The 23,352-nt window shown below is 68.9% G+C and carries 21 protein-coding genes; 7 read left to right on the plus strand and 14 right to left on the minus strand.

Annotated features, from left to right (window positions below; translation table 11 throughout):
• Positions 1-8: 8 nt before the first annotated feature.
• From ACSQ2H_RS08950 to ACSQ2H_RS08960, 3 genes are all read right to left on the minus strand, one after another.
• Positions 9-668 carry a PepSY-associated TM helix domain-containing protein gene (locus ACSQ2H_RS08950; RefSeq protein ID WP_436061066.1) on the minus strand — a complete coding sequence of 220 codons (660 nt, stop codon included), beginning with the start codon at positions 666-668 and terminating at the stop codon, positions 9-11.
• Between the two features lie 119 nt (positions 669-787).
• Positions 788-1,504, minus strand: coding sequence for an NUDIX hydrolase (locus ACSQ2H_RS08955; protein WP_436061067.1), 717 nt, complete (start codon positions 1,502-1,504; stop codon positions 788-790).
• A gap of 48 nt (positions 1,505-1,552) precedes the next feature.
• Positions 1,553-1,981, minus strand: coding sequence for an EamA family transporter (locus ACSQ2H_RS08960; protein WP_436061068.1), 429 nt, complete (start codon positions 1,979-1,981; stop codon positions 1,553-1,555).
• A 25-nt stretch (positions 1,982-2,006) separates the two neighbouring features.
• Here ACSQ2H_RS08960 and ACSQ2H_RS08965 point away from each other — a divergent pair, with 25 nt between their 5' ends.
• Both ACSQ2H_RS08965 and ybaL read left to right on the plus strand, forming a co-directional pair.
• Positions 2,007-2,693 (plus strand): phosphatase PAP2 family protein, encoded by a 687-nt coding sequence (locus ACSQ2H_RS08965; protein WP_436061069.1) that lies wholly within the window; start codon positions 2,007-2,009, stop codon positions 2,691-2,693.
• A 118-nt stretch (positions 2,694-2,811) separates the two neighbouring features.
• Complete coding sequence (gene ybaL / locus ACSQ2H_RS08970) at positions 2,812-4,785, plus strand: YbaL family putative K(+) efflux transporter (protein ID WP_436061070.1); 1,974 nt, start codon at positions 2,812-2,814, stop codon at positions 4,783-4,785.
• Here ybaL and ACSQ2H_RS08975 read toward each other — a convergent pair.
• Positions 4,782-6,470 carry an acyl-CoA dehydrogenase family protein gene (locus ACSQ2H_RS08975; protein WP_436061071.1) on the minus strand — a complete coding sequence of 563 codons (1,689 nt, stop codon included), beginning with the start codon at positions 6,468-6,470 and terminating at the stop codon, positions 4,782-4,784. The genes ybaL and ACSQ2H_RS08975 overlap by 4 nt on opposite strands.
• Before the next feature lie 263 nt (positions 6,471-6,733).
• Between ACSQ2H_RS08975 and ACSQ2H_RS08980 the strand changes: the two genes are divergently transcribed.
• On the plus strand, positions 6,734-7,645 hold the full coding sequence (locus ACSQ2H_RS08980) for a type II toxin-antitoxin system prevent-host-death family antitoxin (protein ID WP_436061072.1): 912 nt from the start codon (positions 6,734-6,736) through the stop codon (positions 7,643-7,645).
• Here the strand turns inward: ACSQ2H_RS08980 and rnr are convergent.
• From rnr to ACSQ2H_RS09015, 7 genes are all read right to left on the minus strand, one after another.
• Positions 7,642-9,948, minus strand: coding sequence for a ribonuclease R (rnr, locus tag ACSQ2H_RS08985; RefSeq protein ID WP_436061073.1), 2,307 nt, complete (start codon positions 9,946-9,948; stop codon positions 7,642-7,644). The two genes, ACSQ2H_RS08980 and rnr, sit on opposite strands and share 4 nt — an antisense overlap.
• A gap of 54 nt (positions 9,949-10,002) precedes the next feature.
• Positions 10,003-12,666: a type I DNA topoisomerase gene (topA, locus tag ACSQ2H_RS08990; RefSeq protein WP_436061074.1), complete on the minus strand. Its 2,664-nt coding sequence runs from the start codon at positions 12,664-12,666 to the stop codon at positions 10,003-10,005.
• Between the two features lie 88 nt (positions 12,667-12,754).
• A complete protein-coding gene (gene dprA / locus ACSQ2H_RS08995; RefSeq protein WP_436061075.1) occupies positions 12,755-13,846 on the minus strand; it encodes a DNA-processing protein DprA in 1,092 nt (363 codons plus the stop codon).
• Positions 13,843-14,481, minus strand: coding sequence for a glycerol-3-phosphate 1-O-acyltransferase PlsY (plsY, locus tag ACSQ2H_RS09000; protein ID WP_436061076.1), 639 nt, complete (start codon positions 14,479-14,481; stop codon positions 13,843-13,845). Before plsY ends, dprA begins: the two co-directional genes overlap by 4 nt.
• A 148-nt stretch (positions 14,482-14,629) precedes the next feature.
• Complete coding sequence (gene pyrC / locus ACSQ2H_RS09005) at positions 14,630-15,916, minus strand: dihydroorotase (RefSeq protein WP_436061077.1); 1,287 nt, start codon at positions 15,914-15,916, stop codon at positions 14,630-14,632.
• Positions 15,913-16,503, minus strand: coding sequence for a TIGR00730 family Rossman fold protein (locus ACSQ2H_RS09010; protein ID WP_436061078.1), 591 nt, complete (start codon positions 16,501-16,503; stop codon positions 15,913-15,915). The genes pyrC and ACSQ2H_RS09010 overlap by 4 nt, the downstream gene beginning before the upstream one ends.
• Positions 16,503-17,480 carry an aspartate carbamoyltransferase catalytic subunit gene (locus ACSQ2H_RS09015; protein WP_436061079.1) on the minus strand — a complete coding sequence of 326 codons (978 nt, stop codon included), beginning with the start codon at positions 17,478-17,480 and terminating at the stop codon, positions 16,503-16,505. Before ACSQ2H_RS09015 ends, ACSQ2H_RS09010 begins: the two co-directional genes overlap by 1 nt.
• A gap of 116 nt (positions 17,481-17,596) precedes the next feature.
• Here ACSQ2H_RS09015 and ACSQ2H_RS09020 point away from each other — a divergent pair, with 116 nt between their 5' ends.
• On the plus strand, positions 17,597-17,971 hold the full coding sequence (locus tag ACSQ2H_RS09020; RefSeq protein ID WP_436061080.1) for a PilZ domain-containing protein: 375 nt from the start codon (positions 17,597-17,599) through the stop codon (positions 17,969-17,971).
• Here ACSQ2H_RS09020 and ruvX read toward each other — a convergent pair.
• Positions 17,968-18,441 carry a Holliday junction resolvase RuvX gene (gene ruvX / locus ACSQ2H_RS09025; protein WP_436061081.1) on the minus strand — a complete coding sequence of 158 codons (474 nt, stop codon included), beginning with the start codon at positions 18,439-18,441 and terminating at the stop codon, positions 17,968-17,970. The genes ACSQ2H_RS09020 and ruvX overlap by 4 nt on opposite strands.
• 78 nt (positions 18,442-18,519) lie before the next feature.
• On the opposite strand from ruvX, the gene gatC reads away from it, so the two are divergent.
• Together gatC and gatA are read left to right on the plus strand one after the other, a co-directional pair.
• Complete coding sequence (gene gatC, locus ACSQ2H_RS09030; RefSeq protein ID WP_436061082.1) at positions 18,520-18,807, plus strand: Asp-tRNA(Asn)/Glu-tRNA(Gln) amidotransferase subunit GatC; 288 nt, start codon at positions 18,520-18,522, stop codon at positions 18,805-18,807.
• A complete protein-coding gene (gene gatA, locus ACSQ2H_RS09035; RefSeq protein ID WP_436061083.1) occupies positions 18,807-20,279 on the plus strand; it encodes an Asp-tRNA(Asn)/Glu-tRNA(Gln) amidotransferase subunit GatA in 1,473 nt (490 codons plus the stop codon). Before gatC ends, gatA begins: the two co-directional genes overlap by 1 nt.
• Before the next feature lie 19 nt (positions 20,280-20,298).
• Here the strand turns inward: gatA and ACSQ2H_RS09040 are convergent, their stop codons facing one another.
• Together ACSQ2H_RS09040 and ACSQ2H_RS09045 are read right to left on the minus strand one after the other, a co-directional pair.
• Positions 20,299-21,222: a slipin family protein gene (locus ACSQ2H_RS09040; protein ID WP_436061084.1), complete on the minus strand. Its 924-nt coding sequence runs from the start codon at positions 21,220-21,222 to the stop codon at positions 20,299-20,301.
• A 169-nt stretch (positions 21,223-21,391) separates the two neighbouring features.
• Complete coding sequence (locus tag ACSQ2H_RS09045) at positions 21,392-21,715, minus strand: hypothetical protein (RefSeq protein ID WP_436061085.1); 324 nt, start codon at positions 21,713-21,715, stop codon at positions 21,392-21,394.
• A 124-nt stretch (positions 21,716-21,839) separates the two neighbouring features.
• On the opposite strand from ACSQ2H_RS09045, the gene gatB reads away from it, so the two are divergent.
• Entirely contained in the window at positions 21,840-23,336 is a 1,497-nt protein-coding gene (gatB, locus tag ACSQ2H_RS09050; protein WP_436061086.1) for an Asp-tRNA(Asn)/Glu-tRNA(Gln) amidotransferase subunit GatB, read from the plus strand.
• Positions 23,337-23,352: the final 16 nt, after the last annotated feature.

Consider the following 23,352-nt stretch of genomic DNA (forward strand, 5'->3'; position numbering starts at 1 on the left):
TGCTCCGGTCAGTGAAGGAAGATGAGAACGAGGACCAGCGGGACTGCGAGGCCAAGCCCGACCAACGGCCAGGTGATCTTGCGGGCCTTCGAATGCAGTTGCAGCAGCACCAGCCCGGTGATGCAGAAGATCACGCAGCCGATGGCGAAGATGTCTAGGAAGAGGCTCCAGACGGCGCCCGTGTTTCGGCCTTTGTGCAGGTCGTTGAGATAGGCCACCGGCCCGCGGCTGGTGCTTTCGTGCACGACCGCGCCGTCGCCGGCGTCGAAGGTCACCCAGCCGTCCCCGCCGGGGCGGGGCAGGGAGACATAGGCTTCTTCGTCGGTCCACTCGATGGCGGCGGCCTTGGGGGCCTTCACGCCCATGTCCTTGGCCAGCCAGGCGCGGATCGGCTCGGGCAAGGCGCCTTGCTCGGCCTGGGCGGCCTTGGCCACGCTCAAGAGTTCAGCCGGGAGCCGCCCTTCGGTCTCGACGGTGTTCGGCTTGGCCTCGATGGCGCCGGCGTGGTTGAGCGTGATCCCGGTGATTGCGAACAGCAGCATCCCGACCAGGCAGACCGCTGCGCTGATCCAGTGCCACTTGACCATCTGGCGCATGAGGGCGGCACGGCGCTGGGCCTTACGCTTGGCCTTGGCCTTTTCCTCGTCGATGGCCGCTTTCGCGTCCACGAGCTCCGAAGCCGACAAACTACTAGTCCTCGCAAGTGCTGATAGTAGGTCGCACTAACAAGGGGTTGCGCTCAACGCAAGTCAGTTGAGAACAATTCGCATTTGAAATGTTCCGGCGCCTAGAGGTGGCTCAGCCGCGTGGCGCCGGCGCCGAACCGCATGAACGGACGCGGGCGCTCGGGGTCTTCCAGCCGGTGGATCGCCTCTCCGATCACTGTGCGGGTGACCGAAGGCAGGGGCAGGGCGATGGCCTCGTCGAAATCGACCCAGGCGATTTCCTCGAGCTCTCCGCAGTCGGGCTTGCGTTCCAGACTGATCAGGCGCTCGGCGTCGGCCATCAGGAACCAGGTGTCGAAGCGCTTGGCCAGCATCGGCGGCGTGACGGCGCGAGCCACGATCTCCAGCGCATCCAAGTCTGCGGCCGCGCCTTCGGCGGCGAACTCGCGCCAGGGGCCGGCCAGCGGCCGAGCCGGCGCCTGCCTGGCCAGCAGCAGGCCAGCTTCCTCGTAGGTTTCGCGGATCGCGGTGAGCGCCAGAGCCCGGCCGCGGTTCATCGGGATGTGCGCCTCGAACCGGGCGGCCACCTCGGGTTTCAGGTCCGTCGCGAACGGCGCGCGGAAATCGCTGCGATCGATGCGCCCGCCCGGGAAAACCCAGAGGTTCGGCATGAAGTCGTGCCCGCTGTGCCGCTTGCCCATCAGCACCTGGGGCTTCTTGCGGTCGCGGCGCACGATGATCAGGGTCGCGGCGTTGCGCGGCTTCACGGCGCGGGCGCCCTCGGGGCGCATGCGGCCGCCTTCAGGGGCGCGGTTGGTCGGAACAACGGTCGTGGTCATGAAACAACTGTATGACTCGATCTGAGTCCTGGGAACGGCGACGTAGCGTCAACCTCCCCACGCGACCAGCGCGGCGCCGGCCGCGATCAGCGCCACGCCCGCCCAACTCACGCCCGAAAGTCGCTCGCCCAGGAAGATCGCGGCGAACACCGCGACCAGCACGACGCTCAGCTTGTCCAAAGGTGCGACCCGCGCAGCGTCGCCCAGTTTCAGCGCTCGGAAGTAGCAGAGCCAGGAAAGGCCGGTGGCCGCCCCCGACAGGATCAGGAACATGTAGGTCCGCGGGCTCACCTCGTCGGCCGGCTTCCAGGCTCCGGTCACGGTGACGATGGCGGCGGCGATCGCCAGGATCACCAGCGTGCGGATCAAGGTCGCATAATCGGAGTTGATGTTCTCCACCCCGACCTTGGCGAACACCGCGGTCAGGGCCGCAAAGCCCGCCGACAGCAACGCCCAAAGCTGCCATGAAGATGTCATCGACCTCACCCCTCGCGAACACGCCATGATCGAACGCCTTAAATACCTGATCGGCAAGCTCGAGACCCGTACCCTGGTGCTGCTGGTCGCACTGGCCGGGTCCTCATGGCTGTTCCTGATCGTAGCAGGTGAGGTCTCCGAAGGCGGCGCTGACGCCATCGACCGCCAACTGCTGCTGGCGTTGAGGACGCCCGGTCAGCCGTCCGATCCGTTGGGTCCGCAATGGCTGGAGGAGGCGGTCCGCGACATCACGGCGCTCGGCGGCTTTACGATCCTGACCCTTCTCACCATCGTGGCGACCCTGCTGCTGGTGTTCCAGGCCCGGCGGCGCGAGGCGCTGATCTTCGCCACGACGATCATCGCCGCCCAGGCGTCGAGCCAGTTGCTCAAGGCGTTCTACGGGCGCGAACGCCCGGCCTTGGTGGCGCACGGCAGCTATGTCTATTCGCACAGCTTTCCCTCGGGCCACTCAGCCATGGCGGCGGCGGTGTTCCTGATCCTGGCGACGGTGGTGGCCAGCGTCGAGCCGCGGCGTCGGACCAAGGCGCTGATCTACGGTGTAGCGATCGTCGCCGTGTTGGGCGTCGGGGTGAGCCGCGTCTATCTCGGCGTGCATTGGCCGACCGACGTGCTGGGGGGCTGGGTGTTGGGCGCCAGCTGGGCGCTGGCGGCATGGCTGCTGTTGGTGCTCACCGACCCGCGCAAAAACTGACGCGAATGCATGTGATGACGTCGATGTGTCCGGTGGGAGTAATCATTTCTGGTTGATCTGAGGGCCTCGGACCGCAATTTCCACGGTGGGAACCCCTGACAACTCTCCACGGAGGCACATGCCCCATCATACGCCGCTGATCGCCACCATCGTCGCCGGCCTCGTGGCCGCTTTCGCCCTCGGCGCCCTCGCGCAGCGCCTGAGGCTTTCACCATTGGTGGGGTATCTGCTGGCGGGGGTCATCGTCGGTCCGTTCACGCCTGGCTACGTCGCCGATCAGAAGATCGCGAACGAACTGGCGGAGATCGGCGTCATCCTGCTGATGTTCGGGGTCGGGCTGCACTTCTCGGTCAAGGATCTGATGGCGGTTCGCAAGATCGCGGTGCCTGGGGCGCTGGCGCAGATGGGGGTGGCCACGGTCCTCGGCATCGCGCTGTCGGCGTTGCTCGGCTGGCCGCTGATCTCGGGCCTGGTGTTCGGCCTGGCGCTGTCGGTGGCTTCGACGGTGGTGCTGCTGCGCGCGCTGCAGGAGCGGCGGCTGGTGCAGACCGAGCGGGGCAAGATCGCGGTCGGCTGGCTGATCGTCGAGGATCTGGCCATGGTCCTGGCGTTGGTGCTGCTGCCGGCGGTGGCTGGGGCGATGAAATCCGGGGCCGGGTCCGCCGACCCGCTCATCGCGTACGGCGTGCCGCTGGGCCTGACGCTGCTGAAGGTCGGCGGCTTCGTCGCCTTCATGCTGATCGTGGCGCGGCGGGCGGTGCCGTGGCTGCTGCACTACGTGGCCCACACCGGTTCGCGCGAACTGTTCAGGCTGGCGGTGTTTGCGATCGCGCTGGGCGTGGCGTTCGGCGCGGCGATGCTGTTCGGCGTGTCGTTCGCGCTGGGGGCCTTCTTCGCCGGGATGATCCTCGCCGATTCCGAGCTCAGCCACCGGGCGGCCGAAGAGACCCTGCCGCTGCGCGACGCCTTCGCGGTGCTGTTCTTCGTCTCGGTCGGGATGCTGTTCAACCCGTTCGTGGTTCTGGCCAATCCGCTCACCGTGCTGGCGGTGCTGGCCATCGTGATCATCGGCAAGTCGCTGGCCGCCTATGCGATCCTCAAGCTGTTCAAGCGGTCCAACACGACGGCGATCACGGTCGCCGCGAGCCTGGCCCAGATCGGCGAATTCTCGTTCATTCTCGCAGGTCTGGGCGTTGATCTTGAGATCCTGCCGCGGGAAGGCCGTGACCTGATCCTGGCCGGCGCGATCATCTCGATCATGCTGAACCCGCTCATCTTCGCCGTGGCGCTGCGGCCGCCAAAGGCCGCGCCGGTCGAGCCGGTCGTACCGACGCCGGCTGCTCCTGAACCGGAGCCGGCCAACGACCTCGCGCCGACCGCGCTCAGCGGACACATCGTGGTCGTCGGCTATGGCCGTGTCGGTCAGTCGGTGACCGCGGGCCTGAAGCACCAGGCCAAGCCGTTCGTGCTGATCGAGTCCGAGCCAGAGTTCGCGGCGAAGGCGGCCGAGCAGGGATACGAAGTCGTGGTCGGATCGGCGGTCGAGACCCGGGTGCTGGAGGCCGCGGGCGTGCCGCGCGCGGCGCGAATGTACGTGGCGGTGGCCGACGGCTTCGAGTGCGGCGGCGTTGTCGATCACTCGCGCAAGGCCAACGCCGGCCTGGAAATCATCGCCCGGGCTCATTCCGAGGAGGAGGCCGCGCACCTCATCGCCCATGGGGCCGACCGCATCGTCATGGGCGAAGTCGAAATTGCCCGCGGCATGCTCGAGGACGAGATCCCGGCCGGCGAGTCGGTTGAACCGGCGGGCGAGGTCATGGAGTTCGCGGCCGGCGCACCACGGCTGCTGATCCTGGAAGACGCCGAGCGCGCCGTGCTGGCGGCCGTGCGCAGTTTCGACATCTGGCCCGGGGAGGCGATCTCTTGGGGCGCGGTGCATGAGGCTGCGGTTCTGCGCGGCTACAATGCCGGCCGCCTGGATCGCGCGCTCGAAACCTTGCGCGACAAGGACTGCCTGCGCGATCTCGACCAGGACCGCATCACCCTGACCAAGCAGGGCTTCCTGGCGGCCCTGCAGCCCGCCGCCGCCTAGGACACGCCGGGGTCGGCCAGCAACGGCGCCAGGTCGGGATCCTCGGCCGGCGTCGCCGCCAGCGGATCACGCGGCAGGACGCGGTGGGTCAGCACCGCTCGCGCCAGGGCCAGGCGATGCGGCGCGTCCAGGCGCCGCGCCTCCCAGGCCAGGGCTGCGGCGGAGGTCAGGTGGTAGAGCGCGCTGGCCGCCTGGCGGGTCTGGGCGACGTCGTCCTGGGCGGCTTCGGCGAGGGCGGTGGCCCGGTCGAGCGCCGGCATCAGCTCGGCGGGCGCGTCGCTGTCGGCGCAGAGGTCGGCGACATGCGCGCGCAGCACCGGCAGCGAGCCTTCCCGCTGGGCGGCGCGGATCACGTCCAGGGCGACGATGTTGCTGGTGCCCTCCCAGATGCTGCCCAGGTGCGCGTCGCGCACCAGCCGCGCGTCGGACCACTCTTCGATGTAGCCGCAGCCGCCGCGCACCTCCATGGCGTCGCCGGTCACCTTGCGCGCGTCGCGGCAGGCCCTGAACTTGATCAACGGCGTCAGGATGCGCAGCAGCGGATAGGCGCTCTCGTCGCCGCTGTCGGATCGCCGTAGCGCCTCGGCGGTCTGGAACATCATGCTGCGCGCCTGCTCGGCGGGCATAATCATCTTCAAGAGCTGGCGGCGCATCAGCGGCATCTCGATCAGCCGCTTGCCGAACGCCTCGCGCCGGTGGGCGATATAGAGCGCCTCGGTGCCGGCTCGGCGCATCAGGCCGGCCGCGCGCACCCCATTCGACAGCCGCGAATTGTTGACCATGTCGGCCATCTGCTTGAAGCCCGCGCCGGGGTCGCCGACCAGCCAGGCCGTGGCGCCTTCCAGCGAGATCTCGCCGCTGGCCATCGACTTGGTGCCCAGCTTGTCCTTCAGCCGCACGATCCGGTAACGGTTGGCGGTTCCGTCCGGCAGCGTGCGCGGCAGCAGGAACAGCGACACGCCTTTCAGGCCGGGCTCGCCGCCCTCTCGACGGGCCAGCACCATCGCCAGTTCGGCGTCAGCGTTGGAGCAGAACCATTTCTCGCCGTGCAGCGACCAGGTCCCGTCGGCCTTGGGGGAGGCGGTCACCACGGTCGCCCCGACATCCGACCCGGCGCCCTGTTCGGTCATGAACATCGCGCCCTGGTTCAGGAGGTCCAGGTCCTGGCTGGTCAGGGCCGGCAGGTAGCGGGAGATCAGCTCCTCCGACCCGAACTTGCGCAGGGTCCGGGTCAGGCTGTCGGTCATGCTGACCGGGCAACAGAGGCCGAACTCGGCCTGCACGAACAGATAGGTGATCACGTACTTGGCGGCCGCCGGCATGGCTGCGTTCCAGCCCAGCACGCCGGCCCGATGCGACAGCGCCGCCAGGCCGTACTCGCCGAACGCCGTCTGCTCCAGTCGGCGATAGGCGGGATGGTAGTCGATGCTCTGGGCGTCCTCGCCGCGCCGGGTGCGAGGGCGCAGCACTGGCGGGTTGTGGTCGGCGATGCTGGCCAGCTCGTCGAGCTCGCCGCCAGCCAGGGCGCCCAGCCGATCAAGATGCGGCGCCAGGTGGGCCGCCAGTCCGCCCGGGAGGTACAGCTCGGCCAACCGCTGCAGGTCTGGATCGGCCCGATAGAGGTTGAGGCCGCGGCTGTCCGGAACCGCCTGCGCTCCGGTCGGTTGGGCGGGGCTGTCGTACATCGCGTCCCTCCTGTCGCCTTCACGGCGAGCTTATCTCATCACGCGCCCTTGCATCGTTCTTCGATGACCTGCGGTGGGGCGCGTCGCATCGGTCGGTGCGGCGCGGCGAATCGGCCGGCGTTCGGTGATCAAGTTCGATCGTGCCGATCCGGCGCAACATTATGAATTATAAAGATAACGGAGTGCGACCCTAGGGCGCAGTGTCAAGTACGATCGAGTGAACAACCTTCACCGCACGGTTGGGGTGAACCGGGGGGAAATACGTGCTGACGCGCTTTGACAGGCCGGGAGCTAGAACGACCGCGGCCGAGATCAGTCGGAACTTCGGACACTGGCAGGACCGGGCGATGCAGGGGCCGGTGCTCGTCACCCACCACGGCCGACCGCGACTGGTCGTGCTCGCGGCCGAGGAGTTCGAGAGGCTCTGCGAGGGCGGAGGCGTCGCCCCGCCGACAGACGGCGGGGGGAGCCGCGTCAGCGAACTCAGCCGCGACACCTTCATCGCCAACATGTTCGAGGGCTTCGCCTACTTCGACGCCGACCTGTGCGTGCGCTACCTCAACGCCGTCGCCGTCGCCAGCATGGGGCGAAGCTTGACCGACCTGATCGGAAAGTCGGTCGACAGTCCCGAATTCGGCGAACAGGGCGCGGTGCTGGCCGCCCGTCTGCGCCGGGTGCTGCGCACCGGCGAGGTCGTCCAGTTCGAGTCCAAGGGCTTCTTCAATCCGCACCGCTACTTCGAGAGCAAGGCCTTTCCGTTCGAGGGCGGCGTCGGGGTGACGTTCTCGCAGCTGACCGAACTGCTGGATCTGCGGCGCGACGCCGAGGTCAGCCGCGCTCGGGATCAGGCCGTCGATGCGTTGGGCGTGGTCTCGCAACTCGGCGTCAACGCCATGGGCTTCATCGACGAGACAAACGCGGCGTTCTGCAACCTGGTCGGCTTCTCACGCTCTCAGGTGCTGGGCGCGCGGCTCGTCGATTTCGTGGCCCCGCCGCATCGGCACGAGTTCAGCCAGGCGATGAACGTGGTCATGCAGGGACGCTCGGAGCAGTACGGTGGCGCAATCGACTTCCTGGTCCGCGAGCAGGGCCATGTCGCGGTCAGGTTGTCGGCGGCCCGGCAGACGCACAACGACGTCTGCGCGGGGCTGGCGGTCGCCTGCGTGCCGGTCTAGCGCCGCTTTCCACGCTTGGGCGGCGCCTTGCCGGCGCCGCCGCCTCGCTTCGGCCCCGTGAACGGCGCGCGACCGCGTACGCCTAGGCGTGGGCGCGGCGCGGTCGGATCGACGGGCAGGGGATCGCTGATCATCTCGAACAGCAGCCCGCCGGTGATCGGCGTGGCTTCCTTCAGCTCAACCTGCACGCGCATGCCCAGCGGCCAGCGGCGACCTGTGCGCTCGCCCACCAGCGCGTGGGCCTTGTCGTCGTGGACGAAGAACTCGCCGCCCAGGCTGGAGACCGGCACGAGGCCGTCCGCGCCGGTTTCATCGAGGCGAATGAACAGGCCAAAGCGCGTGACGCCGGTGATCCGCCCTGCGAACTCCGCGCCGACGCGGTCGGCCAGGAAGGCGGCGACGTAACGGTCGGTGGCGTCGCGCTCAGCGGCCATCGAGCGGCGCTCCGTCCCGGTGATCCGCTCGGCAGTGTCTTTCATCTGCGCGATGTCGCGATCGGTCAGGCCGTCGTCTCCGAGGCCGAGCGCCCGGATCAGCGCCCGGTGCACGACCAGGTCGGCATAGCGGCGGATCGGCGAGGTGAAGTGCGCGTAGCGGTCGAGGTTCAGCCCGAAGTGGCCGATGTTCTCGGTCGAATAGATCGCCTGCATCTGGGTGCGCAGCACCACCTCGTTGACGATCTCGGCGTGCGGCCCCTCGCGAGTCTCGCCCAGCAGCTTGTTGAACCGGTCGGTTCGCGGCGCCTCGCCCTTGTTCCAGGCGATGCCGATGGTCTGCAGGAACTCGGCCAGCGACTGCACCTTCTCCTGGCTCGGCGCATCGTGGACCCGGTAGATCAGCGGGCTCTTCTTCTGCTCCAGCGTCTCGGCGGCGCAGACGTTGGCCTGGACCATCATCTCCTCGATCAGCTTGTGCGCCTCCAGCGAGGCGCGCGGGGTGATCGAGGTGACCTCGCCTTCGGCGTTGAGCACGATCTTGCGCTCCTGGCTCTCGATGGCCAGCGGCGAGCGCGCCTTGCGCCCCTTCAGCATGGTCTCGTAGGCGGCCCACAGGGGCTTGAGGATCGGCGCCAGCAGCGGATTGGTCTGATCGTCCGGGAAGCCGTCGATGGCCCGCTGCGCCTGCTCGTAGGAGAGCTTGGCGACCGAACGCATCAGCCCGCGGACGAACTTGTGCGAGCGCTTGCGGCCGTCGGCCCCGAACACCATCCGCACGGCCATGCAGGCGCGGTTCTCGCCCTGGCGCAGCGAGCAGAGGCCGGCTGACAGCCGCTCGGGCAGCATCGGCTCGACGCGGTCGGGGAAATAGGTCGAGTTGCCCTTGTCGCGCGCTTCCTTGTCGAGGGCCGAACCTGGCCGAACATAGGCGGCGACGTCGGCGATCGCGACCCAGACCACCCAGCCGCCCTCGTTTTTGGGATCGGTGTCCGGCTCGGCATAGACCGCATCGTCATGGTCGCGGGCGTCCGGCGGATCGATGGTCACCAGCGGCACAGCGCGAAGGTCCTCGCGGCCCTTCAGGGTCGGTTCCTGCGCCGCTTCGGCCTCGGCTTCGGCGTCCTGGGTGAAGCCGGTCGGAATGCCGTGGCTGTGGATGGCGATCAGCGAGGCGGCGCGGGGCTGGTCCTCCCGGCCGACCACCTCCAGCACCTTGCCGCGCTTGGGGCCGTAGCGGACCTCGGCGGTCACCTGGGCCAGCACCAGGTCGCCGTCGTGCAGGTTGGCGGCCTCGGCCGGGACCAGGGTCAGGCTTTCCTTGGAGCGGCGGTCGACGGGTTCGACCCGGACCTGCTTGTTGGCCTTGCGCACGACCCCGAGGATGCGGTGCGCGCTCTGGCCCAGGCGCTTGATGACCCGGGCCTCGGTCTCGCCGTTCTCCAGCGTCTCGAAGCGCACCAGCAGGCGGTCGCCCAGGCCCGGCGCGCCGCCGATCGCGCCGGCGCGATCCGGGGCCAGCCGCACCAGCGGCGCGTCCTCGCCCTTGGTCAGCTTGACCAGCAGGTCGCCGTCCGGATCGCGCTCGACCACGTCCACGACCCCGACTTCGGGCAGGGCGCCGGCTTCGGAGAAGCCCTTGCGGCCGCGCTTGCCCAGCGCGCCTTCGGCCTGCAGCTGCTTGACCATGTCGCGCAGGGCGCGGCGGTCGGCGCCCTTCAGGCCGAACGCCTTGGCCATGTCGGCCTTGTCGGTTTCGCCCGCCTCGCGGATGAACTTGAGCAAGGTCTCGCGATCCGGCAGCCCCTGGGGCGGCCGGACGGACTTGGTGTTGAAGCGAGCGGTCTTCGGAATGCGGGCTTTAGCCATTCCGCCTTGTAACGCAGGAATCAGCCAGCGGTGGCGGGGATTTGCTCCCCGCCGTCACTCGTCGTCCCAAGGCGCGGCGCCGTCGGCGGGAGCGGGCTCGCCTTCGGCCTTCGCGGCCTTCTTCGCGGCCGGCTTCTTGGCTGCGGGCTTCTTCGCGGCCGTCGCCTTCTTGGCCGGAGCCTTTTCGGCCTTGGGCTTGGCCGCGGCCTTGCCCTTCTTCTTGCCGCCGCCCTTGGCCTCGCGCTCGGCGATCAGCGCCACCGCTTCCTCGAGGGTGATGTCCTGCGGGTCCTTGCCCTTGGGCACGTTGGCGTTGGTCGAGCCGTGCTTGATGTAGGGGCCATAGCGGCCCGCCAGCACCTTCACCGGCGCGCCGTCGGCCGGGTGCGCGCCCAGGTCCTTGAGCGCCGCGGATTCGCCGCGGCCGGGGCGTCCACCACCGGCCCGCTTCTCGGCCAGCAGCGCCACGGCGCGGTTGAGGCCGACCTCGAACACTTCGTCGACATTGGGCAGATTGGCGTAGGTGCCGTTGTGCAGCACGAACGGGCCGAACCGGCCGATCCCGGCGGTGATCATGCCGCCGTCTTCGGGGTGCGCGCCGACCTCGCGCGGCAGCCGCAGCAGCCGCAGCGCCTTTTCCAGGTCCATGGCCGCCGCCGACCAGCCCTTGGGCAGGCTGGAGCGTTTGGGCTTGTCGGCCTCGCCGAGCTGGACGTAGGGGCCGAAGCGGCCGGCCTTGAGGAACACGGTCTCGCCGGTCACCGGATCGACGCCCAGTTCGCGGTCGCCGCTCTCCTGGGCCGCCTCGTCGTCGGACTGGGCCAGCTGGCGGGTGAAACGGCACTCCGGATAGTTCGAGCAGCCGATGAAGGCGCCGAACTTGCCGGTCTTCAGCGACAGGCGGCCGGTGCCGCAGGTCGGGCAGCCGCGCGGGTCGGAGCCGTCTTCCTTGGCCGGGAAGATGTGCGGACCCAGGGCCTCGTTCAGGGCGTCGAGGACGTTGGTGACGCGCAGTTCGGCGATCTCGCCGACGGCGGCGTGGAAGTCCTGCCAGAACTCGCGCAGCAGCGCCTTCCAGTCCATTTCCCCGGCCGAGACCAGGTCGAGCTTCTCTTCGAGCGCGGCGGTGAAGTCGTACTCCACGTAGCGCGAGAAAAACTGCTCGAGGAACGCGGTGACCAGGCGGCCCTTGTCCTCGGGAACGAACCTGTTCTTGTCCATGCGCACATATTCGCGGTCGCGCAGCACGGTCAGCACCGAGGCGTAGGTGGACGGCCGGCCGATGCCGAGCTCTTCCATCTTTTTGACCAGGCTGGCTTCCGAATAGCGCGGGGGCGGTTCGGTGAAGTGCTGATCGGACCGCGCGGCGATCACGCGAGCCGAGGCGCCCTCGTTCACCTGCGGCAGGCGGCCGCCTTCCTCGTCGTCAGCGTCGTCGCGGCCTTCTTCGTAGACAGCCAGATAGCCGTCGAACAGCACCACCTGGCCGGTGGCGCGCAGGCCGGTCTTGCCGTCGGCGCTGTCCAGTTCGATGGTCGTGCGCTCGATGCGCGCCGACTCCATCTGCGAGGCGATCATCCGCTTCCAGATCAGCTCGTAGAGCCGGCCAAGGTCGCTCTCCAGACGCAGCGAGCCGGGATTGCGGGCCAGGCTGGTCGGACGGATGGCCTCGTGCGCCTCCTGGGCGTTCTTGGCCTTGGTCTTGTAGATGCGGGCGGTCTCGGGGACGTATTCCTTGCCGTAGACGCCGCCGATCACCACGCGCGCTTCGTCCAGCGCTTCAGGCGCGGCCTGCACGCCGTCGGTCCGCATGTAGGTGATCAGACCGACGGTCTCGCCGCCGATGTCGATGCCCTCGTACAGCTTCTGGGCCGCCTGCATGGTGCGCTGGGCCGAGAAGCCCAGCTTGCGGGCGGCTTCCTGCTGCAGGGTCGAGGTGGTGAAGGGCGGGGGCGGCGAGCGCCGGCCCGGCTTCTTCTCGACCCCGGCCACCGTAAAGGTCGCCGCTTCGACCGCCGCCTTGGCGGCGTGGGCGCTGGCCTCGTTGCCGAGGTCGAACTTCGAGAGCCGCTTGCCCTCGTGCTTGACCATGCGGGCCAGGAACGGCTCGGCGCCGGCCGAAACGTCGGCCTCGACGGTCCAGTACTCCTGGGTCTTGAAGCGCTCGATCTCGAGTTCGCGGTCGACGACCAGGCGCAGGGCGACCGACTGCACGCGGCCGGCCGAGCGCGAGCCCGGCAGCTTGCGCCACAGCACCGGCGAAAGCGTGAAGCCCACCAGGTAGTCCAGGGCGCGGCGGGCGAGGTAGGCCTCGACCAGCTCCATATCGATGTCGCGCGGCGACTTCATCGCCTCGGTCACCGCCGACTTGGTGATGGCGTTGAACACCACCCGCTCGACCTTCTTGTCCTTCAGGACCTTCTTCTTCTGAAGGACCTCCAGGACGTGCCAGGAGATCGCCTCGCCCTCACGGTCGGGGTCGGTGGCCAGGATGATGCGGTCGGACTTCTTGGCCGCCTCGGCGATGTCGCTGAGCCGCTTGGCGGCCTTAGCGTCGACGTCCCAGGACATGGCGAAGTCCTCGTCGGGCTTCACCGATCCGTCCTTGGCCGGAAGATCGCGGACGTGGCCGTACGAGGCCAGGACCGTATAGTCCGAGCCGAGGTACTTGTTGATGGTCTTGGCCTTGGCCGGACTCTCGACGACGAGAAGGTTCATGGTCGCTCTATATGGGGCGTCTTGGGCGGATCGCCCGAAAATCAAGGGCGCGAAAAGTGGGCGTGGCGCCTAGGCGCTGTCAATGGCCTCATCCGAGCCCCGCGACAAGCCCGCCCGGCAACAGCTCGGCGCGGCCGGCCAGGGCCAGCTCGGTCAAGGCGGCCAACACCACGTGGGTAGGCGCGCCAGCGGTGCGGACCAGTTCGTCGCGTGAGACCGGCGTCGGCGAGAGCAGGGCCGCGACCCGCTCTCGCACCGCATCGACCTCGGCGTCGGCAGCCGGCGGCGGCGCGTAGGGACGCTCGGGCTCGCGCAGGCCGCCGATGCCTTCGAGCGCGCGCAGCACGTCCTCGGCGCCTTCGCAGAGCGCGGCGCCCTGGCGGATTAGGTCGTTGCTCCCCCGCGCCCTCGGATCGAGCGGCGAGCCGGGAACGGCCAGCACCTCGCGGCCCTGCTCGGCGGCCAGGCGGGCGGTGATCAGCGAACCGGAGCGCAGTTCGGCCTCGACCACGACCACGGCGCGCGAGAGGCCGGCGATGATGCGGTTGCGGCGCGGAAAGTCGCGAGCGGTGGCGGTGCGGCCCGGCGCGTTCTCGCTGACGACGCAGCCTTCGGCGACGATCCGGTCGTAGAGGTCGCGATGCTCGTGCGGATAGACGTCGTCGATCCCGCCGCCCAGCACGGCCACAGTCCCGGTCGGCAGAGAGCCTTCGTGCGCCGCGCCGTCGATGCCGCGGGCCATGCCGGAGACGACGACGTGACCTGCGCCGCCGAGTTCGGCGGCAAGGCCCCGCGCAAACCTCTGGCCGCCGGCCGAGGCGACGCGGGCGCCGACGACGGCGACGCTCGAGCGATTCAGCAGCGCGGCGTCTCCACGCGTCCAGATCACCGGCGGCGGCGGATCGAGCGCGGCCAAGGCGGCGGGGAAGTCCGGCTCGCAGGCCGCGATCAGCCGCGCGCCAAGCGCTTCGCCAGCCGCGAGCTCGCGGGTGATTTCATCGACCGGCGGCACGCCCAGCGGCGAAACCCGCCCGCCGCGGCGAGCGAGATCGGGCAGGGCGGCCAGCGCCAACGAGGCCTCGCCATAGCGGGCGATCAGCTGGGCGAAGGCCACCGGGCCGACGTTCTCAGTGCGCGCCAGCCGCAGCCAGTCGCGACGGGCTGCGGCGGTGAGCGTCACGCGGCGTCTTTTTTCTTGCCAATCTTCGGCTCCTGGCCCTTCAGCAGCCGGCCGATATTGTCCTTGTGGCGGACGTAGATCAGCACGCCCATGAACAGCGCCATCACCGCGATCGGGTAGGGCCGATCCAGCAGGAAGACATAGATCGGGGCCAGGGCCGCCGCGGTCAGCGCCGCCAGCGACGAGATCCGGAACAGGAAGGCCATGACGATCCAGGTCGCGCCCGCGGCCATGCCGACCGGCCAGGCCGCCGCCAGCAGGGTGCCGAAGAAGGTCGCCACGCCCTTGCCGCCCTTAAACTTCAGCCAGACCGGGAACAGGTGGCCAAGGAAAGCCGAGCCGCCGGCCAGGGCGGTCAGCGTCGCCTGCGCGTGGGTTCCGGCGTTGCGGGTCAGCAGCCAGGCGACGAACACCGCCACCGCGCCCTTGCCGCCGTCGCCCAGCAGGGTGATCGCCGCCAGGTCCTTGCGGCCGGTGCGCAGCACGTTGGTCGCGCCGATGTTGCCCGAGCCGATGTTTCGCACGTCGCCGGCGCCGCCAAGCCGCGTGGCGATGACCCCGAACGGAATGGAGCCGAGCAGGTAGCCGCCGATGACGGCGGCGGCGATCAGCACGGGGCTGAGTTGGTCAAGCATCGGCGTTCCCCCAGTTTGACCTGTCGTAGCCTTGAGCGGTGCTTCGGCCAAGCAAGCTTGTGCAGCGGCGCTCCAGGACGGAGTGATCGCCGCACATGCCACCTCTACGCGAAGGTGGCGAACAAGAGGAGAACTTTTGTGGGCCGGTCTAGGCCTGGTAGACCACGCGGCCGTCCACGACGGTCATCTTCACCTCGCCGAACAGCCGGCGGCCGTCGAAGGGCGAGTTGCGCGACTTCGACTTCAGCTTGTCGAGGTCGATGACGATCGGCGCGTTGAGGTCGCAGAGCACCAGGTCGGCCGGCGCGCCCTTTGCCAGCTTGCCCGCGGGCAGGCCGAGCAGGTCGGCCGGACGGCTGGTGACCGTGCGCATCAGGTCGATCAATGGAATGCGGTCCTGGAACGAGAGCAGGGCGGGCAGCAGGGTCTGCAGGCCCACGGCGCCGGGGGCGGCCTCGTCGAACGGCAGACGCTTGTCCTCGGCGGGAGCCGGGGCATGGGCCGAGACGACGATGTCGATCAGCCCGCTGGCCAGCGCCTCGATGGTCGCCTGGCGGTCGTCCTCGCTGCGCACCGGCGGATCGAATTTCAGGAAGGTCCGGTAGTCGCCGATGTCCACCTCGTTGAACGACAGGTGGTTGATCGAGGTGGTGGCGGTCACGGGCAGGCCCTTGGCCTTGCCCCGCGCCAGGGTCTCCAGCGCCGCGGCGGTGGTGACCTGATCAACCAGGAACGGCGCGCGGGTCAGCTCGACCAGGGCCAGGTCGCGCTCGAGCATGATCTTCTCGGCGATGGCCGGCACGCTGGGCAGCCCCATGCGCCCGGCGAACTCGCCGGACGTGGCGGCGGCGCCGGCCGACAGCCACGGGTCGGCCGGGCGATGGGCGACGATGGTGTTGAAGCTCTTGGCGTAGGCCAGGACGCGCTGCAGCACCTTGGAGTTGACGATCGGGCGGTCGGCGTCGGTGACGTAGACGCAGCCGGCCTCGCGCATCAGGCCGATCTCGGCCATCCGCTCGCCCTTGGCGCCCTTGGTGGCGGCGCCGGCCGGATAGACGTGGACAAGTTCGATGTCGCGCGTGCGGCGCAGGATGAAGTCGACGACCGAGGCTTCGTCCACGACCGGGTTGGTGTCCGGCTGCAGCACGATCGAGGTCACCCCGCCGGCGGCGGCGGCCAAGGCGGCGGACTTCAGCGTTTCCTTGGTCTCGGCGCCGGGCTCGCCGGTCTTGACCCGCAGGTCGACCAGGCCGGGGGCCAGCATGGCGCCGGCCGCGTCGATCACCTCGATGTCGGCCGACAGCGCGCCGAGATCGCCGCCTTGGGCGATGTCGGCGATCTTGCCGTCCTGCACCAGCAGGGCGCCGGGTCCGTCCCAGCCGCTGGCGGGATCGATGATGCGGGCGTTGACGAAGGCGGTCGGGCGTTGGGTCATAGTTCGGGGCGTCCGATCCATTTCTCGACGACGGGCGGCTTGTAGGCGGCGAGCGCGTCCAGCATCTCGCCGCAGTCCTCCCGGAAAATCAGCATGTCGCGGTGCGGCGCGCGCAGGAACGCCTCGCCTACCGCGTGGTCCACGAAGCCGCGCAGGCCGTCATAGTAGCCGCGCACATTGAGGAAGCCGGCCGGCTTGGCGTGGAAGCCGAGCTGGCCCCAGGTCCAGATCTCGAAGATCTCTTCCAGGGTGCCGGCGCCGCCCGGCAGGGCGACAAAGGCGTCCGACAGCTCGGCCATCCGCGCCTTGCGCTCGTGCATCGAGGCGACGACCTCCAGCCGGGTCAGGCCGGTGTGGGCGATCTCCTTGTCGGTCAGGGCGTGCGGCAGAACGCCGATCACCTCGCCGCCGGCGGCCAGGGCCGCATCGGCCACCGCGCCCATCAGCCCGACCTTGGCGCCGCCATAGACCAGCCGCAGGCCGCGCCTGACGATTTCCCGGCCCATGGCCTCGGCCGCCGCCCGGTAGGCGACGTCTCCGCCGGGACTGGCCCCGCAGAAGATGCAGACCGAGGCGAGGGCGCTCATCAGTCGTTGTCCAGCCGGGCGGCCAGCGAGGCGAGCACCGCCATGCGGGCGGCCACGCCCATCTCCACCTGGTCCTGGATCAGCGAGACGTTGAGGTCGTCGGCGACGTCGGAGTCGATCTCGACGCCGCGGTTCATCGGCCCCGGATGCATGACGCGGACATTGTCCGAGGCGAAGGCCAGCTTCTCGCGGTCGAGGCCGAAGAAGCGGAAGTACTCGCGCTGCGAGGGGGCCATCACCCCGTCCATCCGCTCGAGCTGCAGGCGCAGCATCATCACCACGTCGCAGCCAGCGATGCCCTTGCGCATGTCGTGGAAGACCTGGACGTTCCAACGGTCGACGTCGGCCGGCATCAGGGTCGGCGGACCGACCAGCCGCACCTCGGCGCCCATCATCTGCAGCAGGCCGACATTGGACCGCGCCACGCGGCTGTGCAGCACGTCGCCGCAGATGGCGATGCGCAGGCCGGCGACGCGGCCGAACGCGCGGCGCATCGACAGCATGTCGAGCAGCGCCTGGGTCGGGTGTTCATGCTGGCCGTCGCCGGCGTTGATCACCGAGCAGGTGACCTTCTGCGACAGCAGCGAAGCCGCGCCCGAGGACGAGTGGCGAACCACCAGCAGGTCCGGCTGCATGGCGTTGAGCGTCACCGCGGTGTCGATCAGGGTCTCGCCCTTGGAGATCGACGAGGAGCGTGGGCTCATATTGACCACGTCGGCGCCCAGCCGCTTGCCGGCCAGCTCGAACGAACTCTGGGTCCGGGTCGAGTTCTCGAAGAACAGGTTCATCAGCGTCCTGCCCTTGAGCAGGTCGAGTTTCTTCGAGGTCTGGCGGTTCAGCGCGACGAAACTGTCGGCCAGATCAAGCAACCCGGTGACTTCCACGGGGTTGAGATCGACCACGGACAGGAAGTGGCGCTTGGGAAAAGGGAATGTCCTGCCAAGGACTTCGTTCAGGCCGGTCGGTGCTGCGGTCATTAAAGCGCCCTCTTAGGGGAGCCGGAGACGGGCGCCAAGGGGCAGGCGACTGGGTTCGACACCCCACTGTGGATCATAGGCTGACTCAGGCTAGGGTCGCCCCTCGGAGCCTCCTCATGACACCACCTGATGCGACGCCGCCGATCACCGAACGCTGGTCGCGGGCCAGCGGCGGAATCGAGCGCCGGGCCACGCCGCGCGAACCCGTGCTGCTGCCGGCCCTGTTGGTCGAGGCAGACGGTCGTCGCCGGCCTTGCGTCATCCTCGACCGTTCGGAGGGCGGGCTGCGTCTGAACCTGCCGGGCGACGAGCCGGCGCCAGACGCCTTCTGCGTGCTCGATCTGGTGACCGGGATGGGGCGCGAGGTCCACGTGGCATGGCGCAAGCCGCCCGAGCTCGGCGTGCGCACCGTGCGCACCTATGATCTGGACCAGCCGCAGGAAGGCCTGGGCGAGGTCCTGCGCCAGATCCGGATCTCAGTGCTGGGCTAGTCGCCCAGCGCGCTGAGGCGGTCCAGCGCGCCCTGCAGGATCCAGGCTGCGGCCATCTTGTCGACCAGTTCGGCGCGGCGGGCGCGGGTGACGTCGGCCTCTTCCACCAGCACGCGGTTGACCGCCATGGTCGACATCCGCTCGTCCCAGAAGGCGATCGGAATGTCCCGCAGGCGCAGCAGGTTGCGGGCGAAAGCGCGGTTGGACTGGCAGCGCGTTCCCTCGGTGCCGTCCATGTTGACGGGCAGGCCGATGACGATGGCCCCGACCTCGCGCTCGTCGATCAGGGCGAACAGCCGGTTGGCCTCGACCGTGAACTTGGTCTTGCGGATCAGCTCGAGCGGACTGCCGACCATGCGGGTGACGTCGGACACGGCGACGCCGATGGTTTTCTCGCCCAGGTCCAGCCCCATGAGGGCGCTATAGCGCGGCAGAAGCGCGGGAAGTTCGGTCAGATCGACGACGGCCATGCCGCTTCTTAGCGGTCATCGCTTGTCAAAGGGAGGCCCACACGGCTAACCCCTGCCTCGAACCATTAGGAGGGCCCCATGGCCATCGACGCCGCGACCGTTCGTAAGGTCGCGAGGCTCGCGCGGATCGCCGAGCCCGAGGACAAGCTGGAAGGGCTCGCCAAGGAGCTGACCTCGATCATGACCTGGATCGAGCAGCTGGGCGAGGTCGACACCGACGGGGTTGAGCCGATGACCTCGGCCGTGGCCGTGACGCTGCCGATGCGCGAGGACGTGGTCACCGACGGCGGCGACCCGGCCAAGGTGCTGTCGAACGCGCCGAAAACCGTGGATGGCTTCTTCGTCGTGCCGAAGGTGGTGGAATAATGAGCGCGCTCACCTCCCTGACCCTGAAAGCCGCCCTCGACGGGCTGGCCGACAAGTCGTTCTCGTCGGAAGAGCTGACCAAGGCGCACATCGACGTCGTCGCCGCCGCCAAGCCGCTGAACGCCTACATTCTCGAGACCCCGGACAAGGCCATCGAGATGGCCAAGGCCTCCGACGCCCGCCGGGCGAAAGGCGAGGCCGGCGCCCTGGACGGCGCGCCGCTGGGCATCAAGGACCTGTTCTGCACCGAGGGCGTGCGCTCGACCGCCTGCTCGAACATCCTCGGCAACTTCGTCCCGACCTACGAGTCGACCGTCACCGCCAACCTGTGGCGCGACGGCGCGGTGATGCTGGGCAAGCTGAACCTCGACGAGTTCGCGATGGGCTCGTCGAACGAGACCTCGGCCTTCGGACCGGTGGTGAACCCGTGGCGGTCGGAAGGCTCCAACGCCAAGCTGACCCCGGGCGGCTCGTCGGGCGGTTCGGCCGCCGCGGTCGCCGCCGACCTCTGCCTCGGCGCGACGGCGACCGACACCGGCGGTTCGATCCGCCAGCCGGCCGCTTTCACCGGCACCGTCGGGATCAAGCCGACCTACGGCCGCTGCTCGCGCTGGGGCGTCGTCGCCTTCGCCTCGTCGCTCGACCAGGCCGGCCCGATCGCCAAGACCGTCGAGGACGCCGCGATCCTGCTGAAGTCGATGTCGGGCCACGACCCGAAGGATTCGACCAGCCTGAACATCGAGACCCCCGACTTCCCGAGCTTCGTCGGCAAGTCGGTCAAGGGCCTGCGGATCGGCATTCCGAAGGAATACCGCGTCGACGGCATGCCGCCCGAGATCGAGAAGCTCTGGGAGCAGGGCATCGCCTGGCTCAAGGAAGCCGGCTGCGAGATCGTCGAGGTCTCCCTGCCGCACACCAAGTACGCCCTGCCGGCCTACTACATCGTCGCGCCGGCCGAGGCGTCGTCGAACCTCGCGCGCTATGACGGCATGCGCTACGGCCTGCGCGAGAACGGCGGCAACCTGACCGAGACCTACGAGAACACCCGCGCCGCGGGCTTCGGGGCCGAGGTGAAGCGGCGGATCCTGATCGGCACCTATGTGCTGTCTGCCGGCTACTACGACGCCTACTACGTCAAGGCGCTGAAGGTCCGGCGGCGGATCGCCGACGACTTCGACCAGGCCTTCCAGAAAGTTGACGCTCTGCTGACTCCGACCGCGCCGTCGGCGGCGTTCGGGCTGGGCGAGAACGCCGACGATCCGGTGGCGATGTACCTGAACGACATCTTCACGGTGACGGTGAACCTGGCCGGCCTGCCGGGCATGAGCATTCCGGCCGGCGTCGACGCCAACGGCCTGCCGCTCGGCTTGCAGCTGATCGGCAAGGCGCTGGACGAGGGCACGCTGTTCTCGATCGGCGGCGCCATCGAGAAGGCCGCCGACTTCAAGGCCAAGCCCGCCAAGTGGTGGTAGGGCGCTGACGCCGGCGCGGTCAGGCTGCAGGCCTGACCGCCGTCGGCTTGTGCTTGGTCTCCCGCCGCCGCTCGAGCTCGAGACCCAAGGCGGTGGTTCCCATCATGCCGCCCAGGTTCATGGTCTCGACCGCGGTCGAGGGCACGACGACGATGGTCGAGTTCTGCTTGAGACCCTCGTAGAGCATGTTCATCGCCCGCAGATGGAACGCGGTGGGGTCGTCGGCGTAGGTCCTGGCCGCCTCCTGGAACTTCTCGGCCACCTGACGTTCGGAGTCGCCGAGGATGATCCGGGCCTGGCGTTCGCGCTCGGCCTGGGCCTGCATGGACATGGCGTCTTCGAGGCCGGCGGGGATCAGCACGTCCTTCACTTCGACCGAGATGACCTTGACGCCCCAGGGCTGGCTGCGGTCGTCGATGATCCGGCCCAGTTCGCGGCTGATCTTCTCGCGGCCCTCCAGCATGTCGGCGAGCATGGTCTTGCCGATCACGTCGCGCAGGGCGGTCTGCGAGGCCCAGGCGATGGCCGCGCCGTAGTCCTCGACCTCCAGGGCCGCCCGCTGCGGGTCGACGACCTTCCAGAACAGCACCGCGTCGACGTCGACCGGCACGGTGTCCTTGGTCAGGGTTTTCTCGGCCTTGAACGTCGAGGTGATCACCCGGATGTCGAGGCAGTAGGCGACGGTGTCGACGATCGGGACGATGAAGAACAATCCGGGCCCGCGCAGCGCCTGGAAGCGCCCGAGGCGCAGGACGATGGCCCGCTCCCATTGGCTGGCGACACGGGTAGCCGAGCCGACCAGCGCCGCGGCGATCAGCGACAGCGCGCTGACCGTGACCCCGGCGGCGAGGCCGATGGAACTGTAGACCGCATAGGCCAGGCCGAGCCCGGCGGCGGCGATGAGGCAGAAGAGGGTGGTGGGAATCGCGCTGGCCTGTCGCATCGGACCTGCCTTCCTGAATGAGGGCGCGGACGCCCCGGCGGCCACTCGCGTCGGGACCGGCCTCACAGATCAAAACGCTTCGCCAGCGGCCCAGGTTGCCCGGCGAACGCGCACGAAAAAGGCCCCCGTCCGGTGAAGGGCGGGGGCCTCGTCCGTTCGGCGCGGAGCCTTATTTCTTCAGCTTGTCGAGGTCGGCCTGCAGGGCCTTCACGGCGTCGTCGCTGATCGCGCCGCCGCTCATCGGCTGGACCTGCTTCAGGCTCATGCCCTTGAACTGCTCATAGGCCTCGTGGGTGGTCAGGCCCGGGAGGTTCTTGTCCAGGGCGGCCTTGCCCTCAGCGGTCGCGGCGATGGTTTCGATCGGGGTGTCGGCGGCCGACAGGGCCGCGGCGTGGCCGGCGTGGGCGTCCTGGGCGTCCTGGGCGAGGGCCGGGGCGGCCATGGCGCCGAGCGAGAGCGACAGGCCGACGAGGCCGGCAGTAAACGTTTTCATCATTGTGGGTGTTTCCTCATCCCCAGGGTTTCCGGCGCGGATTTCAGCCCCGGTTTCGGCCTTTGCGCAAGGGATTTCGAGGGCCCCGCTTTCGCTCGCGCGCGAGGGGCGCTAGGAAGCGGCCATGACTGATACGTCGAAGCAGATCGCCGGCCGCACCGGCCAATGGGAAATGGTTCTGGGCCTGGAGGTTCATGCCCAGGTCGCCTCGAACGCCAAGCTGTTCTCCGGCGCGGCGGTCGGCTTCGGCGCCGGCCCCAACCAGCAGGTTTCGCTGGTCGACGCGGCCATGCCCGGCATGCTGCCGGTGATCAACAAGCACTGCGTCGAGCAGGCGGTGAAGACCGGCCTCGGCCTCAAGGCCCAGATCAACCTGAAGAGCCACTTCGACCGGAAGAACTACTTCTATCCGGACCTGCCGCAGGGCTATCAGATCAGCCAGTTCAAGGACCCGATCGTCGGCGAGGGCGAGGTCATCGTCGAGCATGACGACGGCACGACCTTCACGGTCGGGATCGAGCGCCTGCACCTGGAGCAGGACGCCGGCAAGAGCCTGCACGACCAGGATCCGAACTCGACCTATGTCGACCTGAACCGCGCCGGCACCGCGCTGATGGAGATCGTCTCGCGCCCGCACATGCGCACGGCCGCCGAGGCCGCGGCCTATGTGAAGAAGCTGCGCACGATCCTCGTCTACCTGGGCACCTGCGACGGCGACATGGAGAAGGGCAACCTGCGCGCCGACGTCAACGTCTCGGTCTGCCGCCCCGGCGACTACGAGAAGTTCCGCGAAACCGGGGACTTCGGCCACCTGGGCACGCGCTGCGAGATCAAGAACGTCAACTCCTACCGCTTCATCCAGCAGGCGATCGAGTACGAGGCGCGCCGCCAGATCGAGATCCTCGAGGACGGCGGCAAGATCGACCAGGAGACCCGCCTGTTCGACCCGAACAAGGGCGAGACCCGTTCGATGCGGTCGAAGGAAGAGGCGCACGACTACCGCTACTTCCCTGATCCGGACCTGCTGCCGCTGGAGCTGGACCCGGTCTGGGTGAAGGCGATCGAGGCGCAGCTGCCCGAGCTGCCGGACGCCAAGAAGGCGCGCCTGCAGTCGCAATACGGCCTGTCGGCCTATGACGCCGGCGTGCTGATCACCGAGCGGGCCCGCGCCGACTACTTCGAGGAAGCCGCCAAGGGCCGTGACGCCAAGCTGACCGCCAACTGGGTGACCAACGAACTGGCCGCCAAGCTGACGGCCGGCGGCCTGGACATCGAGAACAGCCCGCTGAAGCCGGACGCCATCGCCGAGCTGGTGGCGCTGATCGAAGAGGGGGTGATCTCCTCGAAGATCGCCAAGGACGTCTTCGAGCGCATGTGGGCCGGCGAGGGCCGCCCGCGTGAGATCGTCGAGAAGCAGGGCCTGCAGCAGGTCTCCGACACCGGCGCGCTCGAGAAGATCATCGAGGAGCTGATCGCCGCCAATCCGGGTCAGGCCGAAGCGGTGAAGGAAAAGCCGCAGGCGATCGGATGGTTCGTCGGCCAGGTCATGAAGGCCACCGGCGGCAAGGCCAACCCCGGCGCCGTCAACGGCCTGCTCAAGGCCAAGCTGGGCATCGAATAGCAAAACGCCCCGGAGC

This window comes from Phenylobacterium sp. LjRoot97, from assembly GCF_964254345.1.
Taxonomy (GTDB): Bacteria; Pseudomonadota; Alphaproteobacteria; order Caulobacterales; family Caulobacteraceae; genus Phenylobacterium.

Excerpts from the sequence above, each read along its gene's own strand:
- ACSQ2H_RS08960 (WP_436061068.1), bottom strand. The coding sequence starts at position 1,981 with ATGACATCTTCATGGCAGCTTTGGGCGTTGCTGTCGGCGGGCTTTGCG.
- ACSQ2H_RS09020 (WP_436061080.1), top strand. The coding sequence starts at position 17,597 with ATGACACCACCTGATGCGACGCCGCCGATCACCGAACGCTGGTCGCGG.
- ACSQ2H_RS08955 (WP_436061067.1), bottom strand. The coding sequence starts at position 1,504 with ATGACCACGACCGTTGTTCCGACCAACCGCGCCCCTGAAGGCGGCCGC.
- ACSQ2H_RS09010 (WP_436061078.1), bottom strand. The coding sequence starts at position 16,503 with ATGAGCGCCCTCGCCTCGGTCTGCATCTTCTGCGGGGCCAGTCCCGGC.
- plsY (WP_436061076.1), bottom strand. The coding sequence starts at position 14,481 with ATGCTTGACCAACTCAGCCCCGTGCTGATCGCCGCCGCCGTCATCGGC.
- ACSQ2H_RS08965 (WP_436061069.1), top strand. The coding sequence starts at position 2,007 with ATGATCGAACGCCTTAAATACCTGATCGGCAAGCTCGAGACCCGTACC.
- ruvX (WP_436061081.1), bottom strand. The coding sequence starts at position 18,441 with ATGGCCGTCGTCGATCTGACCGAACTTCCCGCGCTTCTGCCGCGCTAT.
- pyrC (WP_436061077.1), bottom strand. The coding sequence starts at position 15,916 with ATGACCCAACGCCCGACCGCCTTCGTCAACGCCCGCATCATCGATCCC.
- ACSQ2H_RS09045 (WP_436061085.1), bottom strand. The coding sequence starts at position 21,715 with ATGAAAACGTTTACTGCCGGCCTCGTCGGCCTGTCGCTCTCGCTCGGC.
- ACSQ2H_RS08975 (WP_436061071.1), bottom strand. The coding sequence starts at position 6,470 with ATGTACGACAGCCCCGCCCAACCGACCGGAGCGCAGGCGGTTCCGGAC.
- gatC (WP_436061082.1), top strand. The coding sequence starts at position 18,520 with ATGGCCATCGACGCCGCGACCGTTCGTAAGGTCGCGAGGCTCGCGCGG.
- topA (WP_436061074.1), bottom strand. The coding sequence starts at position 12,666 with ATGAACCTTCTCGTCGTCGAGAGTCCGGCCAAGGCCAAGACCATCAAC.
- ACSQ2H_RS09015 (WP_436061079.1), bottom strand. The coding sequence starts at position 17,480 with ATGACCGCAGCACCGACCGGCCTGAACGAAGTCCTTGGCAGGACATTC.
- ybaL (WP_436061070.1), top strand. The coding sequence starts at position 2,812 with ATGCCCCATCATACGCCGCTGATCGCCACCATCGTCGCCGGCCTCGTG.
- gatA (WP_436061083.1), top strand. The coding sequence starts at position 18,807 with ATGAGCGCGCTCACCTCCCTGACCCTGAAAGCCGCCCTCGACGGGCTG.
- rnr (WP_436061073.1), bottom strand. The coding sequence starts at position 9,948 with ATGGCTAAAGCCCGCATTCCGAAGACCGCTCGCTTCAACACCAAGTCC.
- gatB (WP_436061086.1), top strand. The coding sequence starts at position 21,840 with ATGACTGATACGTCGAAGCAGATCGCCGGCCGCACCGGCCAATGGGAA.
- ACSQ2H_RS09040 (WP_436061084.1), bottom strand. The coding sequence starts at position 21,222 with ATGCGACAGGCCAGCGCGATTCCCACCACCCTCTTCTGCCTCATCGCC.